Annotated in this window: 10 protein-coding genes; 6 read left to right on the top strand and 4 right to left on the bottom strand. The window is 62.5% G+C overall.

Features of this window, described 5'->3' with window-relative positions:
- The first annotated feature begins 146 nt into the window (after window positions 1–146).
- Both JOD78_RS08635 and JOD78_RS08630 read left to right on the top strand, forming a co-directional pair.
- Complete coding sequence (locus JOD78_RS08635) at window positions 147–1,388, top strand: urate hydroxylase PuuD (protein ID WP_209567180.1); 1,242 nt, start codon at window positions 147–149, stop codon at window positions 1,386–1,388.
- 28 nt (window positions 1,389–1,416) lie between these two features.
- Window positions 1,417–3,045, top strand: coding sequence for an aromatic amino acid ammonia-lyase (locus JOD78_RS08630; RefSeq protein ID WP_209567178.1), 1,629 nt, complete (start codon window positions 1,417–1,419; stop codon window positions 3,043–3,045).
- 119 nt (window positions 3,046–3,164) lie between these two features.
- Here JOD78_RS08630 and JOD78_RS08625 read toward each other — a convergent pair whose 3' ends face one another.
- The 3 genes from JOD78_RS08625 to JOD78_RS08615 all read right to left on the bottom strand — a co-directional run bounded on the left by JOD78_RS08625 (window position 3,165) and on the right by JOD78_RS08615 (window position 8,943).
- Complete coding sequence (locus JOD78_RS08625; RefSeq protein WP_204725745.1) at window positions 3,165–3,845, bottom strand: Fe2+-dependent dioxygenase; 681 nt, start codon at window positions 3,843–3,845, stop codon at window positions 3,165–3,167.
- Window positions 3,846–3,990: 145 nt separating this feature from the next.
- Window positions 3,991–6,228: a catecholate siderophore receptor Fiu gene (locus tag JOD78_RS08620; RefSeq protein ID WP_209567176.1), complete on the bottom strand. Its 2,238-nt coding sequence runs from the start codon at window positions 6,226–6,228 to the stop codon at window positions 3,991–3,993.
- A gap of 435 nt (window positions 6,229–6,663) precedes the next feature.
- Entirely contained in the window at window positions 6,664–8,943 is a 2,280-nt protein-coding gene (locus JOD78_RS08615) for a catecholate siderophore receptor Fiu (RefSeq protein WP_209567174.1), read from the bottom strand.
- Here JOD78_RS08615 and JOD78_RS08610 point away from each other — a divergent pair.
- Entirely contained in the window at window positions 8,942–9,280 is a 339-nt protein-coding gene (locus JOD78_RS08610) for a hypothetical protein (RefSeq protein WP_209567172.1), read from the top strand. The genes JOD78_RS08615 and JOD78_RS08610 overlap by 2 nt on opposite strands.
- On the opposite strand, the gene JOD78_RS08605 is transcribed toward JOD78_RS08610, so the two are convergent.
- Window positions 9,271–10,038, bottom strand: a complete 768-nt coding sequence (locus tag JOD78_RS08605) for an outer envelope protein (protein WP_240733920.1) — start codon at window positions 10,036–10,038, stop codon at window positions 9,271–9,273. The two genes, JOD78_RS08610 and JOD78_RS08605, sit on opposite strands and share 10 nt — an antisense overlap.
- A 302-nt stretch (window positions 10,039–10,340) precedes the next feature.
- On the opposite strand from JOD78_RS08605, the gene uraH reads away from it, so the two are divergent.
- The 3 genes from uraH to JOD78_RS08590 all read left to right on the top strand — a co-directional run bounded on the left by uraH (window position 10,341) and on the right by JOD78_RS08590 (window position 13,522).
- Complete coding sequence (gene uraH, locus JOD78_RS08600) at window positions 10,341–10,694, top strand: hydroxyisourate hydrolase (protein WP_034333215.1); 354 nt, start codon at window positions 10,341–10,343, stop codon at window positions 10,692–10,694.
- A 34-nt stretch (window positions 10,695–10,728) separates the two neighbouring features.
- Entirely contained in the window at window positions 10,729–10,884 is a 156-nt protein-coding gene (locus tag JOD78_RS08595; protein ID WP_158601279.1) for a hypothetical protein, read from the top strand.
- A 313-nt stretch (window positions 10,885–11,197) separates the two neighbouring features.
- Entirely contained in the window at window positions 11,198–13,522 is a 2,325-nt protein-coding gene (locus tag JOD78_RS08590) for a TonB-dependent receptor (RefSeq protein ID WP_245202012.1), read from the top strand.
- Window positions 13,523–13,584: the final 62 nt, after the last annotated feature.

Below are 13,584 nucleotides of genomic sequence, written 5' to 3'. Positions count from 1 at the left end.
GGGAAGCCTTCACTCCACTCATCCAGTTGCAGCCTTGGTACACGCAGGGCGGTGGGAAGACTTCCATGGCGGCCCATTCCTGAGGCAATGCCTCGCCTGTCCGGAGTAGGTCGCGGTGGCGGACAGCAATCCTGCGTGGGGAAGACATGGAAGCACTCCTGGTTTCATATGGCATCGACTGGGCCAACCTGCTGGTCCGCTGGCTGCACCTGATCACGGGCATCGCCTGGATCGGTGCCTCGTTCTATTTCGTCTGGCTGGACAACTCCATCCGCCCGCCCAAGCCGGGCAGCGACCTGGAGAAGAAGGGCGTCTCCGGCGAGCTGTGGGCCGTGCACGGCGGCGGTTTCTACAATCCGCAAAAGTATCTCGTCGCGCCGGCCGAGCTGCCGGAAGAACTCCACTGGTTCAAGTGGGAAGCCTATGCCACCTGGATCACCGGTGTGGCCATGCTCTTCATCGTCTATTACTTCAACGCCTCGGCCATGATGGTCGACAAGTCCGTAGCCAACCTCACCGGGCCGGAAGCCGTCGGTGTGGGCATCGGTACCCTGGTGCTGGGCTGGATCGTCTACGACCTGCTGTGCAAGTCGCCGCTGGGCAAGCGCGAAGGGCTGCTGGGGCTGGTGATGTTCGTCTTCATCGTGGCGGTGGCCTATCTGCTCACGCACCTGCTGTCGGGCCGCGCGGCGTATATCCACGTGGGCGCGATGATCGGCACCATCATGGTGGGCAATGTGCTCATGGTCATCATCCCCGGCCAGCGCAAGCTGGTGGAGGCGATGAAGGCCGGCCGCTCGCCCGACCCCATCCACGGCCGCAAGGGCAAGCAGCGCAGCGTGCACAACAACTACTTCACGCTGCCCATCCTCTTCATCATGATCAGCAACCACTACGCGATGACCTACACGCATGCCCATAGCTGGCTGGTGCTGGCGGCGATCATGGCGGCCGGTGTGCTGATTCGTCACTTCTTCAATTTGCGGCACAAGGGCAAGGTGTCGGTGGGCTATCCCATCGCCGGAGTAGTCCTGTTGCTGGCGGTGGCCGTGGCGATTGCCCCGCGTCCCGTGGCACCTGCTGCACCTGCTGCCTCCACAGGTGAGGGCGCAGCGCCGGTGGCCGCTGCCGCACCGGACTTTGCCCGCATCCAGGCCATCGTCACCCAGCGTTGCGCCAGCTGCCATTCGGACAAGCCGACCCAGGCCGGCTTCGCCACCGCACCAGCCGGGATGATGCTGCAAACGCCCGAGCTGATTCATCAGCACGCGGCCAAGATCTTCCAGCGCGCCGTCCAGACCAAGGACATGCCGCTGGCCAACATGACCCAGATGACCGATGCGGAACGCGCCGAGCTGGCCGCATGGTTCCAGGCTGGGGCCAAGTAATCGCACCCGATTCCATCAGAGAGCACTCATGCAAACCATTACCATCGACGGATTCAATCTCACCGCCGCGCAAGTTGTCAGCGTGGCTCGTGCGCCTCACCTGAAAGTGGCGCTGGCCGATTCTTCGCGTGCCGCCCTCAAGCAAAGCCGCGACTACATCGAATCGACCTGGATGCACGATGAAGCGCCCATGATGTACAGCTTCAATACCGGCGTGGGCCTGCTCAAGGACACCCGCATCAAGGTCGAGCATATCGAGCTGTTCCAGACCCAGCTGATCCGCGCGCACAGTGCGGGCATCGGCGAGCCGTTCTCAGAAGAGGTCAGCCGCGCCACCATGCTGCTGCGGGCCAATGCATTCGCCTCGAATTATTCCGCGCCACGCGTGGAAGTGGTGGATCGCCTGCTGGCTTTCATCAATGCGGGTATCCACCCGATCATGCCGCAGAAGGGATCGGTGGGTGCTTCCGGCGATCTGGCGCCGCTGGCTTATCTGGCCGCTGCCATTGCCGGCTTCGATGAAGCTGAAGTGATGTATCAAGGCCAGCGCATGCGCGCCACGCAGGCCATCGAGCAGGCCGGGATAGGTTCGGTCAAATTTGATCTTAAGGCCAAGGATGCCTCGGCCCTCATCAATGGCTGCACCGCTTCGCTGGCCGTCGCCATCCTCGCCGCGCACGATGCGCGCCATCTGCTGACCGATGCCTGCCTGTCGCTCGGGCTGACGCTGGAAGCGATGCGGGCCGAGATGTCGGCCTTCGATCCGCGTATCCAGCAGGCGCGTCCGCATGCGGGCCAGATCAAGACGGCGGAAGTCATCCGCACGCTGCTCAAGGGCTCCACCCGTACCACGCATGAAGCGCGCGCCGTGCAATTGCCCGATGAATTGCGCCGCACCGATATCCCTTACACCGCGCGCATTCAGGATGTGTATTCTCTGCGTTGCGCTCCGCAGGTGTATGGCCCGGTATTCGATGCGCTGGACTATATCGACACCATCATCGAGAAGGAAACCAACTCCGCTACCGACAATCCGCTGATCTTCAACAAGGAAGACGGCGAAGGTTTCGAAATCATTTCCGGCGGCAACTTCCACGGACAGTATCTGGCGCAGGCGATGGACTTGCTGGCTATGGCCATCACCGACTTGGGCAGCATCTGCGAACGCCGCATCGCGCGCCTGATCGATCCGACCCTGTCGTGGGGATTGCCGCGCAACCTGATGAGCGGCGTGCGCGGCGTCAACACCGGCTATCCGGTGGTGCAGTGTTCCATGAGTTCGCTGGTGATGGAAAACCGCACCCTGTGCATGCCCGGCAGCGTCGACAGCATCCCCTCCAAGGGCAACAGCGAGGATCACATCTCCAACTCGACCTGGTGCGCCCGCAAGGCGATGACGGTGGTGCAGAACACGCAATACATCGTCGGCGTGGAAATGCTGCTGGCGGCGCAGGCGCTGACCATGACCGAGGACTTGCTCAAGGACTTCAAGCTGGGGCAGGGTACGCAGGCGGCCTATGAGGAGATCCGCCGGCAGATTCCGGCGTGTCTGGAGGGCGATCGCTGGTTCCATGATGACGTGCGCGCTGCGCATGACTTCGTGGTCAGCGGATCGGTGCGGGAGGCAGTGATCGGTGCAATCGGGCGTTTCGTCTGATCCCGCACTGGCTTGCATGAAAAAGGCCGTCCGGTGCAATGCCGGGCGGCCTTCGTATTTGGCGTATCGAGCTACGCCAATTCAAAAACGATATAAAACAAATAAACAATTTGGCGTGGTCATACATCCGCCCACTGTCGCAGCAGGTTGTGATAATGCCCGGTCAGTCCCACCACTTCTTCGGTATCGCCCAGTTTCTGCCGCAGGCCGAAGATGTTGCGATCCAGTTCGAAGAGCATGCTGCGTTTCCAGTCGTCGCGGATCATGCTCTGGGTCCAGAAGAAGGAGCACACGCGCGCCCCGCGCGTGACTGGTTCGACCCGGTGCAGGCTGGTGGAGGGATAGACGATCATGTCTCCCGCCGGCAGTTTCACTTCATGGGTGCCATAGGTATCGACCACCACCAGTTCACCGCCATCGTATTCGTCCGGCTCCGACAGGAACACGGTGGTCGAGACATCGGTACGGATGCTGCCCGCCGCATTGGGCAGCAGGCGCACCGAGCCATCCACGTGCAGGCCATAGTGCTCGCCGCCTTCATAGCTGTTGAACAGCGGCGGCATGGTCTTCTTGGGCAGCGCGGCGGCAAAGAACAGGGGATTTCTGCGCAGTGCTTCCAGGATGATCTCGCCCAGCTGGAAACCCAGCGGCGAATGTTCCGGCAACTGCCGGTTGCGCTTCACGCGCGCCCCCTGTTCACCCACGGTCTCGCGCCCGTCCACCCAGTCGGCGCGCTGCAGTTCGGAGCGGATGTGGCTGACCTGTTGCGGGGTCAGGACCTGGGGGATGTGCAGCATCATGATGGAATTCTCCTGTAGCGAATGAAAAAACCCCTCCGCACGGGAGGGGCCGTCAAGTCGCCGATCACTGGCTCACCGGAGGGGCCACGAACTCTTGCGAGTCAGAGCACCCCGCCCGGTGAGGGCTTCAATGCCAGGGGCAGGATCAGAACTTGAAGTTGGCGGTCAGCGCCACCGAACGCGGCGTGCCTGGGGTGTAACGATAGCCGCTCTTGTTGATTGCCGCTACGTAGTCTTTATCGAAAATATTGTAGATATTGAGCTGTAGATCAACGTTCTTGTTCACGATATAACCAACCATGCCATCGAAGACCCAATAGCTGTTGGCGTACTTGGGCGTACCGACCGCACCATCGGTGCCGCGCAGCAGCGAACTGACGTAACGTGCACCACCGCCGACGGTGAAGCCCTGCGGCAGGCGATAAGTGGCCCACGAAGTGAAGGCCTGCTTCGGCGTATAGGCAAGATTGTTCTCGCCGGCGGCCGTGGTGATGGCACCGTTGTTCACTTTGGTGTCCATCCAGGTGTAGCCCGCTGCCAGCGACAGGGTGCTGGTCACGTCACCGGTGACGCCCAGTTCGATACCCTGCACGGTCTTCTTGCCGGTCTGGAAGTACTGCAGCGAGGTCGGATCCTGCTCGACTTCATTGGTCACTTCGGTGTGGAACAGGGCCGCCGTGAGGGCCAGCTTCTTGTTCATCAGATCCCACTTTGTGCCCAGTTCGGAGGTCTTGGTCTTTTGCGGGGCGTAGTTGCTGTTGGCCGCGCTGTTGGCCGAGGCCGACAGGGCAAAGTTGCTGCCGCCCGGCGGCTGCTGCGAGGTGGCGTACAGGGCATAGATGCTGCTGTAATCGGTCGGCTTGTAGATTGCGGCCAGCTTCCAGTTGAACAGGTTGCCCGAGGTCGACAGGTTGGTGATGGTGCCGGCGGCGTTGGAATAGTACGTGGTGCGGTAATGGTCCTCGCGGATGCCGGCGTTGATCGACCACTGGTCGTTGAACTTGACGGTGTCGAACAGATAGGCCGAGACGGTGTCGGTCTTGCCATCGTTGTAGCCGGTGGCCGTCATCGTGTAGGTCTTGGGGTCGTTCGGATTCGGGTTGTACAGGTTGGCCACCGACAGCGTTCCGCTGCGGGTGAAGGACAGCGCGTGCTGCTTCTCCTGGGTGAATTCGACACCGCCCACCAGCGTGTGCTTGAGGCTGCCGGATTGCAGATCGGCCGTGATGTTGGTCTGGTTGGTGATGATTTCGTTGCTCTGGTCCTTGCGCGTCGGGTTGGAGCGCGACAGGGTCCAGGCCGAGGGATTGCTGGCCGACGGCGTGACCAGGTTGGCCGATGTGCCCATGAAGGCGGTCAGCAGGTAATCCTGGCTGGTCTTGGCATAGCGGGTGGTGTTCTGCAGCTTGACGTCCTGCGAGAAGTCATGCTCCACGCGCGCCGTGAACATGTCGGCGGTCACCTTGTCGTAGTCGCCCGACAGGCCGTAGAAATTCGACGAGTTCACCCGCGCCGCGCCGCTCAGGAAGGAGCGCGAGGCATCCGGCGAGGTATAGCCCGGCAGGCCGATGGTGGGCACGCCGCCATCGGGCACGTTGTCCTGGTCGATGTGCAGATAGTTCAGGAACACGCGGGTCGGGCTGTTCAGGCCAAAGGCCAGCGAGGGCGCCACGCCCCAGCGGTCGTTCTTGACTTCATGGCGGCCGGGGACGCCGCTGTCCTGCTTCATCACGTTCAGGCGCATGGCGATGCCGCGCTCTTCATCGATCACCTTGTTCCAGTCGGCGGTGGCGCGCTTCTGGTTCCAGCTGCCATAGGTGGCGGAGGAATTGAAGAAGTTGTTCATCTCGGCCTGCTTGGTGACCATGTTGATCGAACCGGTCGGCGAGCCGCGTCCATTGTCGGTGCCCGCCGGGCCCTTCAGGACTTCCACTTGCTGGATGTTGAACATGTCGCGCGAGATCGAGCCGAGGTCGCGCACGTTGTCCACGAAGATCGCACTGGAGCTGTCGAAGCCGCGCATGTAGATGGCGTCGCCGGTATTGGTGGAACCGTTTTCACCGAGATAGAAAGTCCCGACGCCCGGGCTGTTGCGCAGGGCTTCGGTCAGCGTGGTGGCGCCCTGCTGGTCGATCAGCTGCTTCTTGATCACGGTCAGGGTCTGCGGGGTGTCGACCAGCGGTTGGCTGTACTTGGCCGAGGAGGCCTTGTCGGCCTTGTAGTCCGATTCCTGGGTGGCGGTCACTTCGACCTTGGGCAGGGCGGTGCTGGTCTGTGCGTGCACGCCCACGGCCGGCAGCAGCAGGGCGCCGGCAACGGCGGCGGACAGACGGGTCGAAGCAAAGGCAGGCTGCGCGTGCTTGCGGCTCTTGATGTAACTCATGGCAGGGTTCCGAGAGAAAATGTTGAGAGTTCTCTTGGCTGGCTATGAGTCGAACGGGCAATCGCATGGTCTGGTGAGACCTGGCAGGCTCCGCCGTAATGGCTGGCGAGATTGTAGTTTTTGTATCTCGTTGATATCGCAATGTTTCAAATTGCTACGAGATTTTTACAATTATAGCCACGGTTCCAAATAAAAGTGATTCTTATTCTAAAAATTTCTGTTCCCTGATCGTCTGCTCTTGGTCTTCCATTCAGAACATCCCGCGCAAAGCCGCACCGCATCCGGGAAGGCGGAAGGGGAAAGTCGAAACTGCATTTGTTGCATAAAAAATACGAAGCCTCACGGCAGTGCGCTGCGTGATGCAGTGCGCTGCCGTGAGGGGGGCGAGGGAGAGTTCACCGGTGGCGGCAGAGCGCCGCCACCGCAGGGAGGGGATCAGAAGCGGAAGTTGCCAGTCAGCGAGAAGGCACGCGTGCCGCCCGGTGTGTAGCGATATCCGCTCTTGTTGATCGCAGCGGCGTACTGCTTGTTGAACAGGTTGGTCACGTTGAACTGCAGCTCCACTGTCTTGTTGATGGCATAGCTGGCCATGGCATCGACCAGCCAGTAGGCATCGGTCCGGGTGGGCGTGCCCAGCGCATTGCTGTCGGTGCCGCGCAGCAGGCCGTCGGTATAGCGCAGGCCGCCGCCCAGCGCCAGGCCCGGTGCCGCGCGCCAGGTGGCCCACGAGGTCAGGGACTGGCGCGGGGCGTAGGCCAGGTAGTTCTCGCCGTTGGCGGTGACCACGCGTCCCTTGTTGACGCGGCTGTTCATGCGGCTGTAGCCGGCGGTGAGCGAAATGTCCCGGGTGAGCTCGCCGGTGACGCCCAGTTCCACCCCTTCGGTACGTTTCTCGCCGATCTGGAACCAGGTGTCGGCCAGCGTTCCCGGCTCGATCTCATTGTGCACGTCGGTGCGATAGAGCGCGCCGGTGACGGCCAGGCGGCGGTCGAGCAGGTCCCACTTGGTGCCGATTTCGGCGGTACGGGTCTTTTGTGGCGCGTAGTCGGGGTGGGAGGGATTCCTGCGGCTGGCACTGAGGGCGAGATTGTTGCCGCCCGGTGGCTGCTGCGAACTCGCCAGCAGGGCGTAGACGCTGCTGTAGCTGGTGGGCTTGAAGACGGCCGCCAGCTTCCAGCTCAGCAGGTTGCCCGAGGTTTTCAGTGCAGTGGCGGTGCCGGAGGCGATGCCGTCGAAGGAGGTGCGGTAATGGTCCTCGCGCAAGCCCAGGTTCAGTGACCAGCGCTCGCCGAACTTGAGCGTGTCCAGCACGTACAGCGCGACGGTATCGATCTGGCCCTCGTTGCGGCCGGTGGCCTGGATGCTGACTTCCGATTCGTCGAAGCGGGGATTCGGCTGGTACAGGTTGGCCGGGGGACGGAATCCGTCCACCGTGAAGGCCAGCGCATGCTGGCGTTCACGCGTCAGTTCCAGGCCCCCAACCAGGGTGTGTCGGATCGCGCCGGTATTGAACTGCGCCGTGGCATGGGTCTGGTTGCTGAGGATCTCGTTGGCCTGGTCGCGCCGCGTGACGATGTTGCGCGCCAGTAGCCAGGTGGTGCGGTCCGTGGCCGAGGGCGTGCGGATGCCGGACTTGTACTTGCCCCGGTCGCTGCCGGTGGCAATGAAGGAGGCCAGCCGGTAATCCTGGTCGGTGCGGGCGTAGCGGGTGCTGTTTTCCAGCTTCAGGGTGGGCGAGAAGTCGTGCTGCACCCGCAGGGTGTACATGTCGGCGTTGACCCGGTCATAGTCGTCCACGTGGCCATAGTAGTTGCTCGGATTCACCTTGGGCGCGTCGCCAATGAAGGGACGCGCCGGATCCGGCGAGCGATAGCCGGGCAGGCCGACGGTGACCACGCCGCCATCGGGGACGTTGTCCTGCTGCACGTGCACGTAGTTGAAGAGGATGCGGGTAGGGCCGTTCAATCCCCAGGCCAGCGACGGCGCGAAGCCGTCGCGGCTGCTGTGCACCTGGTGGCGGCCGGGTACGCCGCTGTGCTGTTTCATCAGGTTCAGGCGCAGCGCCAGGCCCTGGTCGGGGTTCAGTACCTTGTTCCAGTCGACGGTGGCGCGCTTCTGGTTCCAGCTGCCATAGGTGCCGCTGGCGCTGACCGCATCGGCCATTTCGGGCTGTTTGGTGACCAGGTTGACGGAGCCGGTCGGAGAACCCCGGCCGTTGTCGGTGCCCGCGGCTCCCTTCAGGACCTCCACCTGATGCAGGTTGAAGACGTCGCGCGAGATCGCGCCAAGGTCGCGCACGTTGTCCACGAAGATGGCGCTGGAGATGTCGAAGCCGCGCATGTAGATGGTGTCGCCGGTACTGGTGCTGCCGTTCTCGCCGAGGAAGAAGGTGCCCACGCCGGGCGTATTGCGCAGCACCTCGGTGAGCGTCGTGGCACCCTGCTGTTCCATCAGCGGACGCTTGAAGACCTGCAGCGTCTGCGGCGTATCCACCAGCGGCTGCGTGTACTTGGGGGAGGCCGATTGCTCGGCCTTGTAGGGCGATTCCTTGACGGCATCGACCTGTACCGAAGGCAGTGTGCCGCCAGCGGACTGGGCCTGGGCGGTGACTGCCGGCAGCAGCAGGACGCCCGCCAGCGCCGCCGACAGGCAGCAGCTGGATGAGGCAGGAGAGGGCGGGGAAGAGGGGTGCTTTTTGCTCTTGATGAAGCTCATGTCAGGTTCCGAGAGTAAGGGTGGCGAAATCTCTGGGCTGGCGATGAGCGGTGTCCGGGACGATATGAAGCTTTGTGAAAAAAGCGGGATGCGCGTCCGGGCGGGGGCTGGCGGTCAGATGTCAGGGGGAATCCGGCCGGCGATGGCGACGTGCCGGGAGCGGATCCGGCTGAGTATAGGAAGCGGGGAGAAAAAAAGAACTCCTGCAAATTTCGATTTTTTGCAGGAGTTTTTGAAGATTGAAATTTGTATCGGAAGCTCGATTTTTTTCAATCAGGAGCGGCCAACTCCTTGGCGCAACGGGCGGCTTCCCGCTGCCGGAGGCGATCAGAAGTGATATTCGGCGCGCACCATCGGTGTCTTGGCCAGCGAGCCCGGCACGTTGCTCGGGTTGCCGAACTTGTTGCGCCAGTACTGATATTCCAGGCCCAGGCGCAAGGTGTTCTTGCCCAGTCCCATGGCCGTGCCGAGGTCGTACATGAGCTGTCCGTCGAAATTCAGTTCGGGCGCAGTCGACCCGCCGAACTCGTTCCTGCCCTTGGCGGCGATGTAGTTCAGGTAGCCCTCGAAGGCCCATCCGCTGCCGCCCAGCGGGATCCCCCAGGCCAGGTTCAGCATCGGGTGCGTGTCATAGGTGTAGCGGCTGCTGATGCCCTTGGGCTGGTTGCTCTCGAACAGGGCCAGCACGCTCACGTTGAGAAAACCCGGCACATCCATCATCAGGGTCGGGCCGACCACCCACATGCGTTTCTTCGAGGCATAGCTGTTGTCGTTCTTGGTGTTCCAGTCGAAGCCCAGCGTCAGGCCGACGCCGCGCGCCGGTCCGAAGGACAGGTCGCGGCCGCTGATCTTGCCGATGTCCAGCGTATGGCGATAGGTGACATAGGCTTCCTGGGCATTGTCATCCTTGCTGTCCGACATCAGCAGGTCGACGTTGAGGAAATTGGTGCCGTACTTGTAGCCGCTGGCATGCTGGAAGTTGACGATGTTCTTGCTGATGTCCTGCGTATTGAAGGGCTCGGCAAACTTCGTGCCGTAACGGTAGCCGATCGAGTTGTCGGCCCAGTCGGCCGCCATGGCGCTGCCGCCGGCCATGAGCAGGACGCCCGCGAGCGTGCCGTGCAGGCGCAGGGATGGAATGGGCATGGTGTCTCCTCCAGTGATGGATGTTGTTTGATATAAATGATTTAAATGATTGCCGCGCCGGGCCCGTGCTGGTATCTGCGGTCCGGATGTCGGCTCCGGTTTGGCAGGGGGCTGCGCGGTAAGGCATTATGTCCGCTGCATCGATGGCCGGTATAAGCGCACTCGTATAGGGTTTGGCGGGCGGCGGTATATCATCGGCGCTCACGATCACTCATCCTCACTCATCCATTACACAGCGAAAGGACAGCAACATGGGCAAACTGAGCACGCACGTGCTGGATATCACCAAGGGCAAGCCCGGCGCGGGCGTCAAGCTGGCGCTCTACGCGGTGACTGGCGGCGGCAAGACGCTGCTCAAGCACGCCGTCACCAACAGCGATGGCCGCTGCGATGCGCCGCTGCTGGAAGGCGAGGCGCTGCAGCCCGGCAAGTACGAACTGGTCTTTGCGGCCGGTGATTATTTTGCGGAACAGGGCGTGAGCCTGCCGGAACCGCGTTTCGTCGACGAAGTGGTGATTGCCTTCGGCGTGGCCGATGCCTCGCAGAACTATCATGTGCCGCTGGTGGTGTCGCCGTGGGCTTATTCGACTTATCGCGGCAGTTGATGATGCGCACCTGATTCATCTCTGGAATCGATGAATGAAAAATCCGGCCTTCGCGCAAGAAGCCGGATTTTTTTATTTCCGCAAAAGGCGGCGCAGGCGTGGCGATGCGCAATTCACCCGCGGCTTCTGGTGGCGTGACCGCATGTTGTGCGTGAAGGTAAAAGGGCAAGGATCAGCGCAGCGTGTTTGATGTGGATTAAGGGACGGAGGACGGAAATCGGGTCCAATCACACCTCCTCTCTGTTGTATTTGCGGGCTGCGGCAATATGTCGCAGCCCATTTTTTTTTGTTGTTCGCTGCCGCTAACTGCTTGTGCCAAAAGGACTTTCTTCGGATCCGCAAGCCGCTCTTGCCGGACGGCAGCACGGCCACGGGATTGCAGCGCACAGGCTGCGTGATAGATTGCGCCGATGAAAAAACAGGGAGTGCGAACGTCACGGCGGTCGCGGGTGCGGCTGCGCGCGCTTCCCTCACAACACCAAGAAAAGCCAGACATCCTCGCCATGAACACGCTGCCTGTTTGCTCCTCATTGTCTCCGTCTTCGCCGGCTTCTGCCGTCTCCCGTCCGCTTCGCCTGCATCCCTTGCTGCTGGCCGTGCTCTGCGCCTGGAGCGGCAGCACCCTGGCCCAGCAGGCCGCCGCCAGTGACGGCAGCAGCGAGGCCGCCACCCTGCCCACCATCGAAGTGCGCAGCAGTGGCTCGGTCGCCGAGCGCAAGCAGCTGCCGCAGACCACGGCCAGCGTCACTGCCGATACCGCTGCCAACAGCATCAACGTCACCGACAGTTCGGATGCGCTGAAGTATCTGCCCAGCCTCTCGGTGCGCAAGCGCTACATCGGCGATACGCAATCCCCGCTGGCCACTCGCACCACGGGCGTGAACGCCAGTGCGCGCAGCCTGATCTATGCCGACGGCATCCTGCTCTCGGCGCTGGTGAACAACAACAATGGCAATGGCTCGCCGCGCTGGTTCATGGTGGCACCGGAAGAGATCGAGCGCATCGACGTGATGTATGGACCGTTTGCGGCGGAGTATCCGGGCAATTCCTACGGTGCGGTCACCGAGATCACCACGCGCATGCCGCAGCAGTTCGAGGCCAGCATCAAGGCGCAATATGCGCAGCAGGATTTCAGCCAGTACGGCGCGTCCGGTACCTATCGCGCGCAGGAGTACAACGTCGGGTTGGGCAATCGCAGCGGGGCGCTGGCCTGGCGCTTCTCGGTCAATCATCTGGACAGCTACTCGCAGCCGGTGACCTACATCACCGCCACCAGCCTGCCGGCCGGCACTACCGGCGCGGTGCTGGCGCAGGATCGTACCGGCAAGAACCTGTATGTGCTGGGGGCCGGCAATCTAACCCATACGGTGCAGGACACGGCGCGGCTGAAGGTCTCCTACGACTTCACGCCGGCGCTCACGGCCACCTATACCCTGGGCTTCTGGCAGAACCAGGCCAGTGCCAATCCGCAGAGTTTCCTGAAGACCGCCAGTGGCGCCACGGCCTATACCAGCGGCTTTTCCAGCAACGACGTGGACCAGCAGCAATGGATGCAATCGCTGGAATTGCGCAGCAAGACCGGGGGCGAGTGGGACTGGCAACTGGCGGCGTCGACCTTGTCCGCGTCGCGTGACCTGACGCGCACCTCGACGGCCACCTTCCCGGCAGGCCAGAGCGGCGGGGCCGGCACCATCGCCGATGCCAGCGGCACCGGCTGGAGCACGGTCGATGCCAAGGGCATCTGGCGTCCACAGGGCAGTGCCCAGGTCATCAGCTTTGGTGCGCATCTGGATCGCTACACCCTGGCCACGCCGACCTGGAACACCAGCAACTGGATCAGCGGTGGCAACGGCACGCTGGCCTCCGACTCGCGCGGCAAGACCGAGACTTCCGCGCTGTGGGCACAGGATGTGTGGCGCTTGTCGTCTTCCCTGAAGGCCACGCTGGGCGCACGGTACGAATGGTGGCGTGCCTTCGATGGCCGCAATGTCTCGACCTCAGGCAGCACCGTCTTCGCGGTGAACCAGCCGGAGGTCAGCCACAGCGGACTCTCGCCCAAAGCCTCGCTGGCCTGGGCCCTGGCGGACGACTGGGTGACGACGCTCTCCACCGGCCGCGCGCTGCGCTTCCCGACCGTGGGCGAGCTGTACCAGAACGTGCTGCTCAATGGCGTCTATCTGCAGGCCAATCCCAACCTGAAGCCCGAGAAGGTCTGGTCCACCGAACTGGCCATCGAAAAGCAGTTGCAGGAAGGGCAGGGCAAGTGGCGCGTTTCGCTGTTCGAAGAGCGGGTGTCGGATGCGCTGATTTCGCAGAGTTCCACCATCGGCAGCGGTGTCGCCTCCTTCACGCAGAACGTGGATCGCACCCGCCAGCGCGGCATCGAGGCGGCCTTCGAGCGCAACGATCTGCTGGTGCGCGGTTTCTCGCTGAACGGCAGCGTGACCTGGGTCGATGCCCGCATCCTGGAAAACAAGGGCTATGTCGCCACCACGGCGGGCGCGACCTCGGTGGGCAAGCGCACGCCCTACGTGCCGGAATGGCGCGCCACGCTGGTGGCCAGCTACAAGCCGGATGACCGCTGGAGCTATACGGTGGCAGGGCGCTACAGCGGGCGGGTCTACGCGACCGTCGACAATACCGACATCAACACGCACACCTATCAGGGCTTCGATGGCTATACCGTCTTCGATGCCCGCGTGCGCTATCGCATCGACCGCCACTGGAGCGGTGCGGTGGGCGTGGACAACCTGACCAACCGGGATTACTTCCTGTTCCATCCCTTCCCGCAGCGCACGGTCTTTGCCGAACTGAAATATGACTTTTGATGAGGGAGGCCGCTGCTGTGGCTGGGTGGCCGGTTAGCCGGGCAGGCCGGAATGAATCCGGC

Source organism: Herbaspirillum sp. 1130 (genome assembly GCF_017833835.1).
Classification (GTDB): domain Bacteria; phylum Pseudomonadota; class Gammaproteobacteria; order Burkholderiales; family Burkholderiaceae_D; genus Herbaspirillum; species Herbaspirillum huttiense.
Note: the sequence above shows the minus strand (reverse complement) of the source record. Positions and strands in the feature narration are given on the sequence as shown.

Bases quoted from the DNA above. Each gene is read 5' to 3' on its own strand.
- JOD78_RS08590 (WP_245202012.1), top strand. From the start codon at position 11,198: ATGAACACGCTGCCTGTTTGCTCCTCATTGTCTCCGTCTTCGCCGGCT.
- uraH (WP_034333215.1), top strand. From the start codon at position 10,341: ATGGGCAAACTGAGCACGCACGTGCTGGATATCACCAAGGGCAAGCCC.
- JOD78_RS08630 (WP_209567178.1), top strand. From the start codon at position 1,417: ATGCAAACCATTACCATCGACGGATTCAATCTCACCGCCGCGCAAGTT.
- JOD78_RS08605 (WP_240733920.1), bottom strand. From the start codon at position 10,038: ATGGCCGGCGGCAGCGCCATGGCGGCCGACTGGGCCGACAACTCGATC.
- JOD78_RS08595 (WP_158601279.1), top strand. From the start codon at position 10,729: ATGAAAAATCCGGCCTTCGCGCAAGAAGCCGGATTTTTTTATTTCCGC.
- JOD78_RS08635 (WP_209567180.1), top strand. From the start codon at position 147: ATGGAAGCACTCCTGGTTTCATATGGCATCGACTGGGCCAACCTGCTG.
- JOD78_RS08615 (WP_209567174.1), bottom strand. From the start codon at position 8,943: ATGAGCTTCATCAAGAGCAAAAAGCACCCCTCTTCCCCGCCCTCTCCT.
- JOD78_RS08610 (WP_209567172.1), top strand. From the start codon at position 8,942: ATGTCAGGTTCCGAGAGTAAGGGTGGCGAAATCTCTGGGCTGGCGATG.
- JOD78_RS08625 (WP_204725745.1), bottom strand. From the start codon at position 3,845: ATGATGCTGCACATCCCCCAGGTCCTGACCCCGCAACAGGTCAGCCAC.
- JOD78_RS08620 (WP_209567176.1), bottom strand. From the start codon at position 6,228: ATGAGTTACATCAAGAGCCGCAAGCACGCGCAGCCTGCCTTTGCTTCG.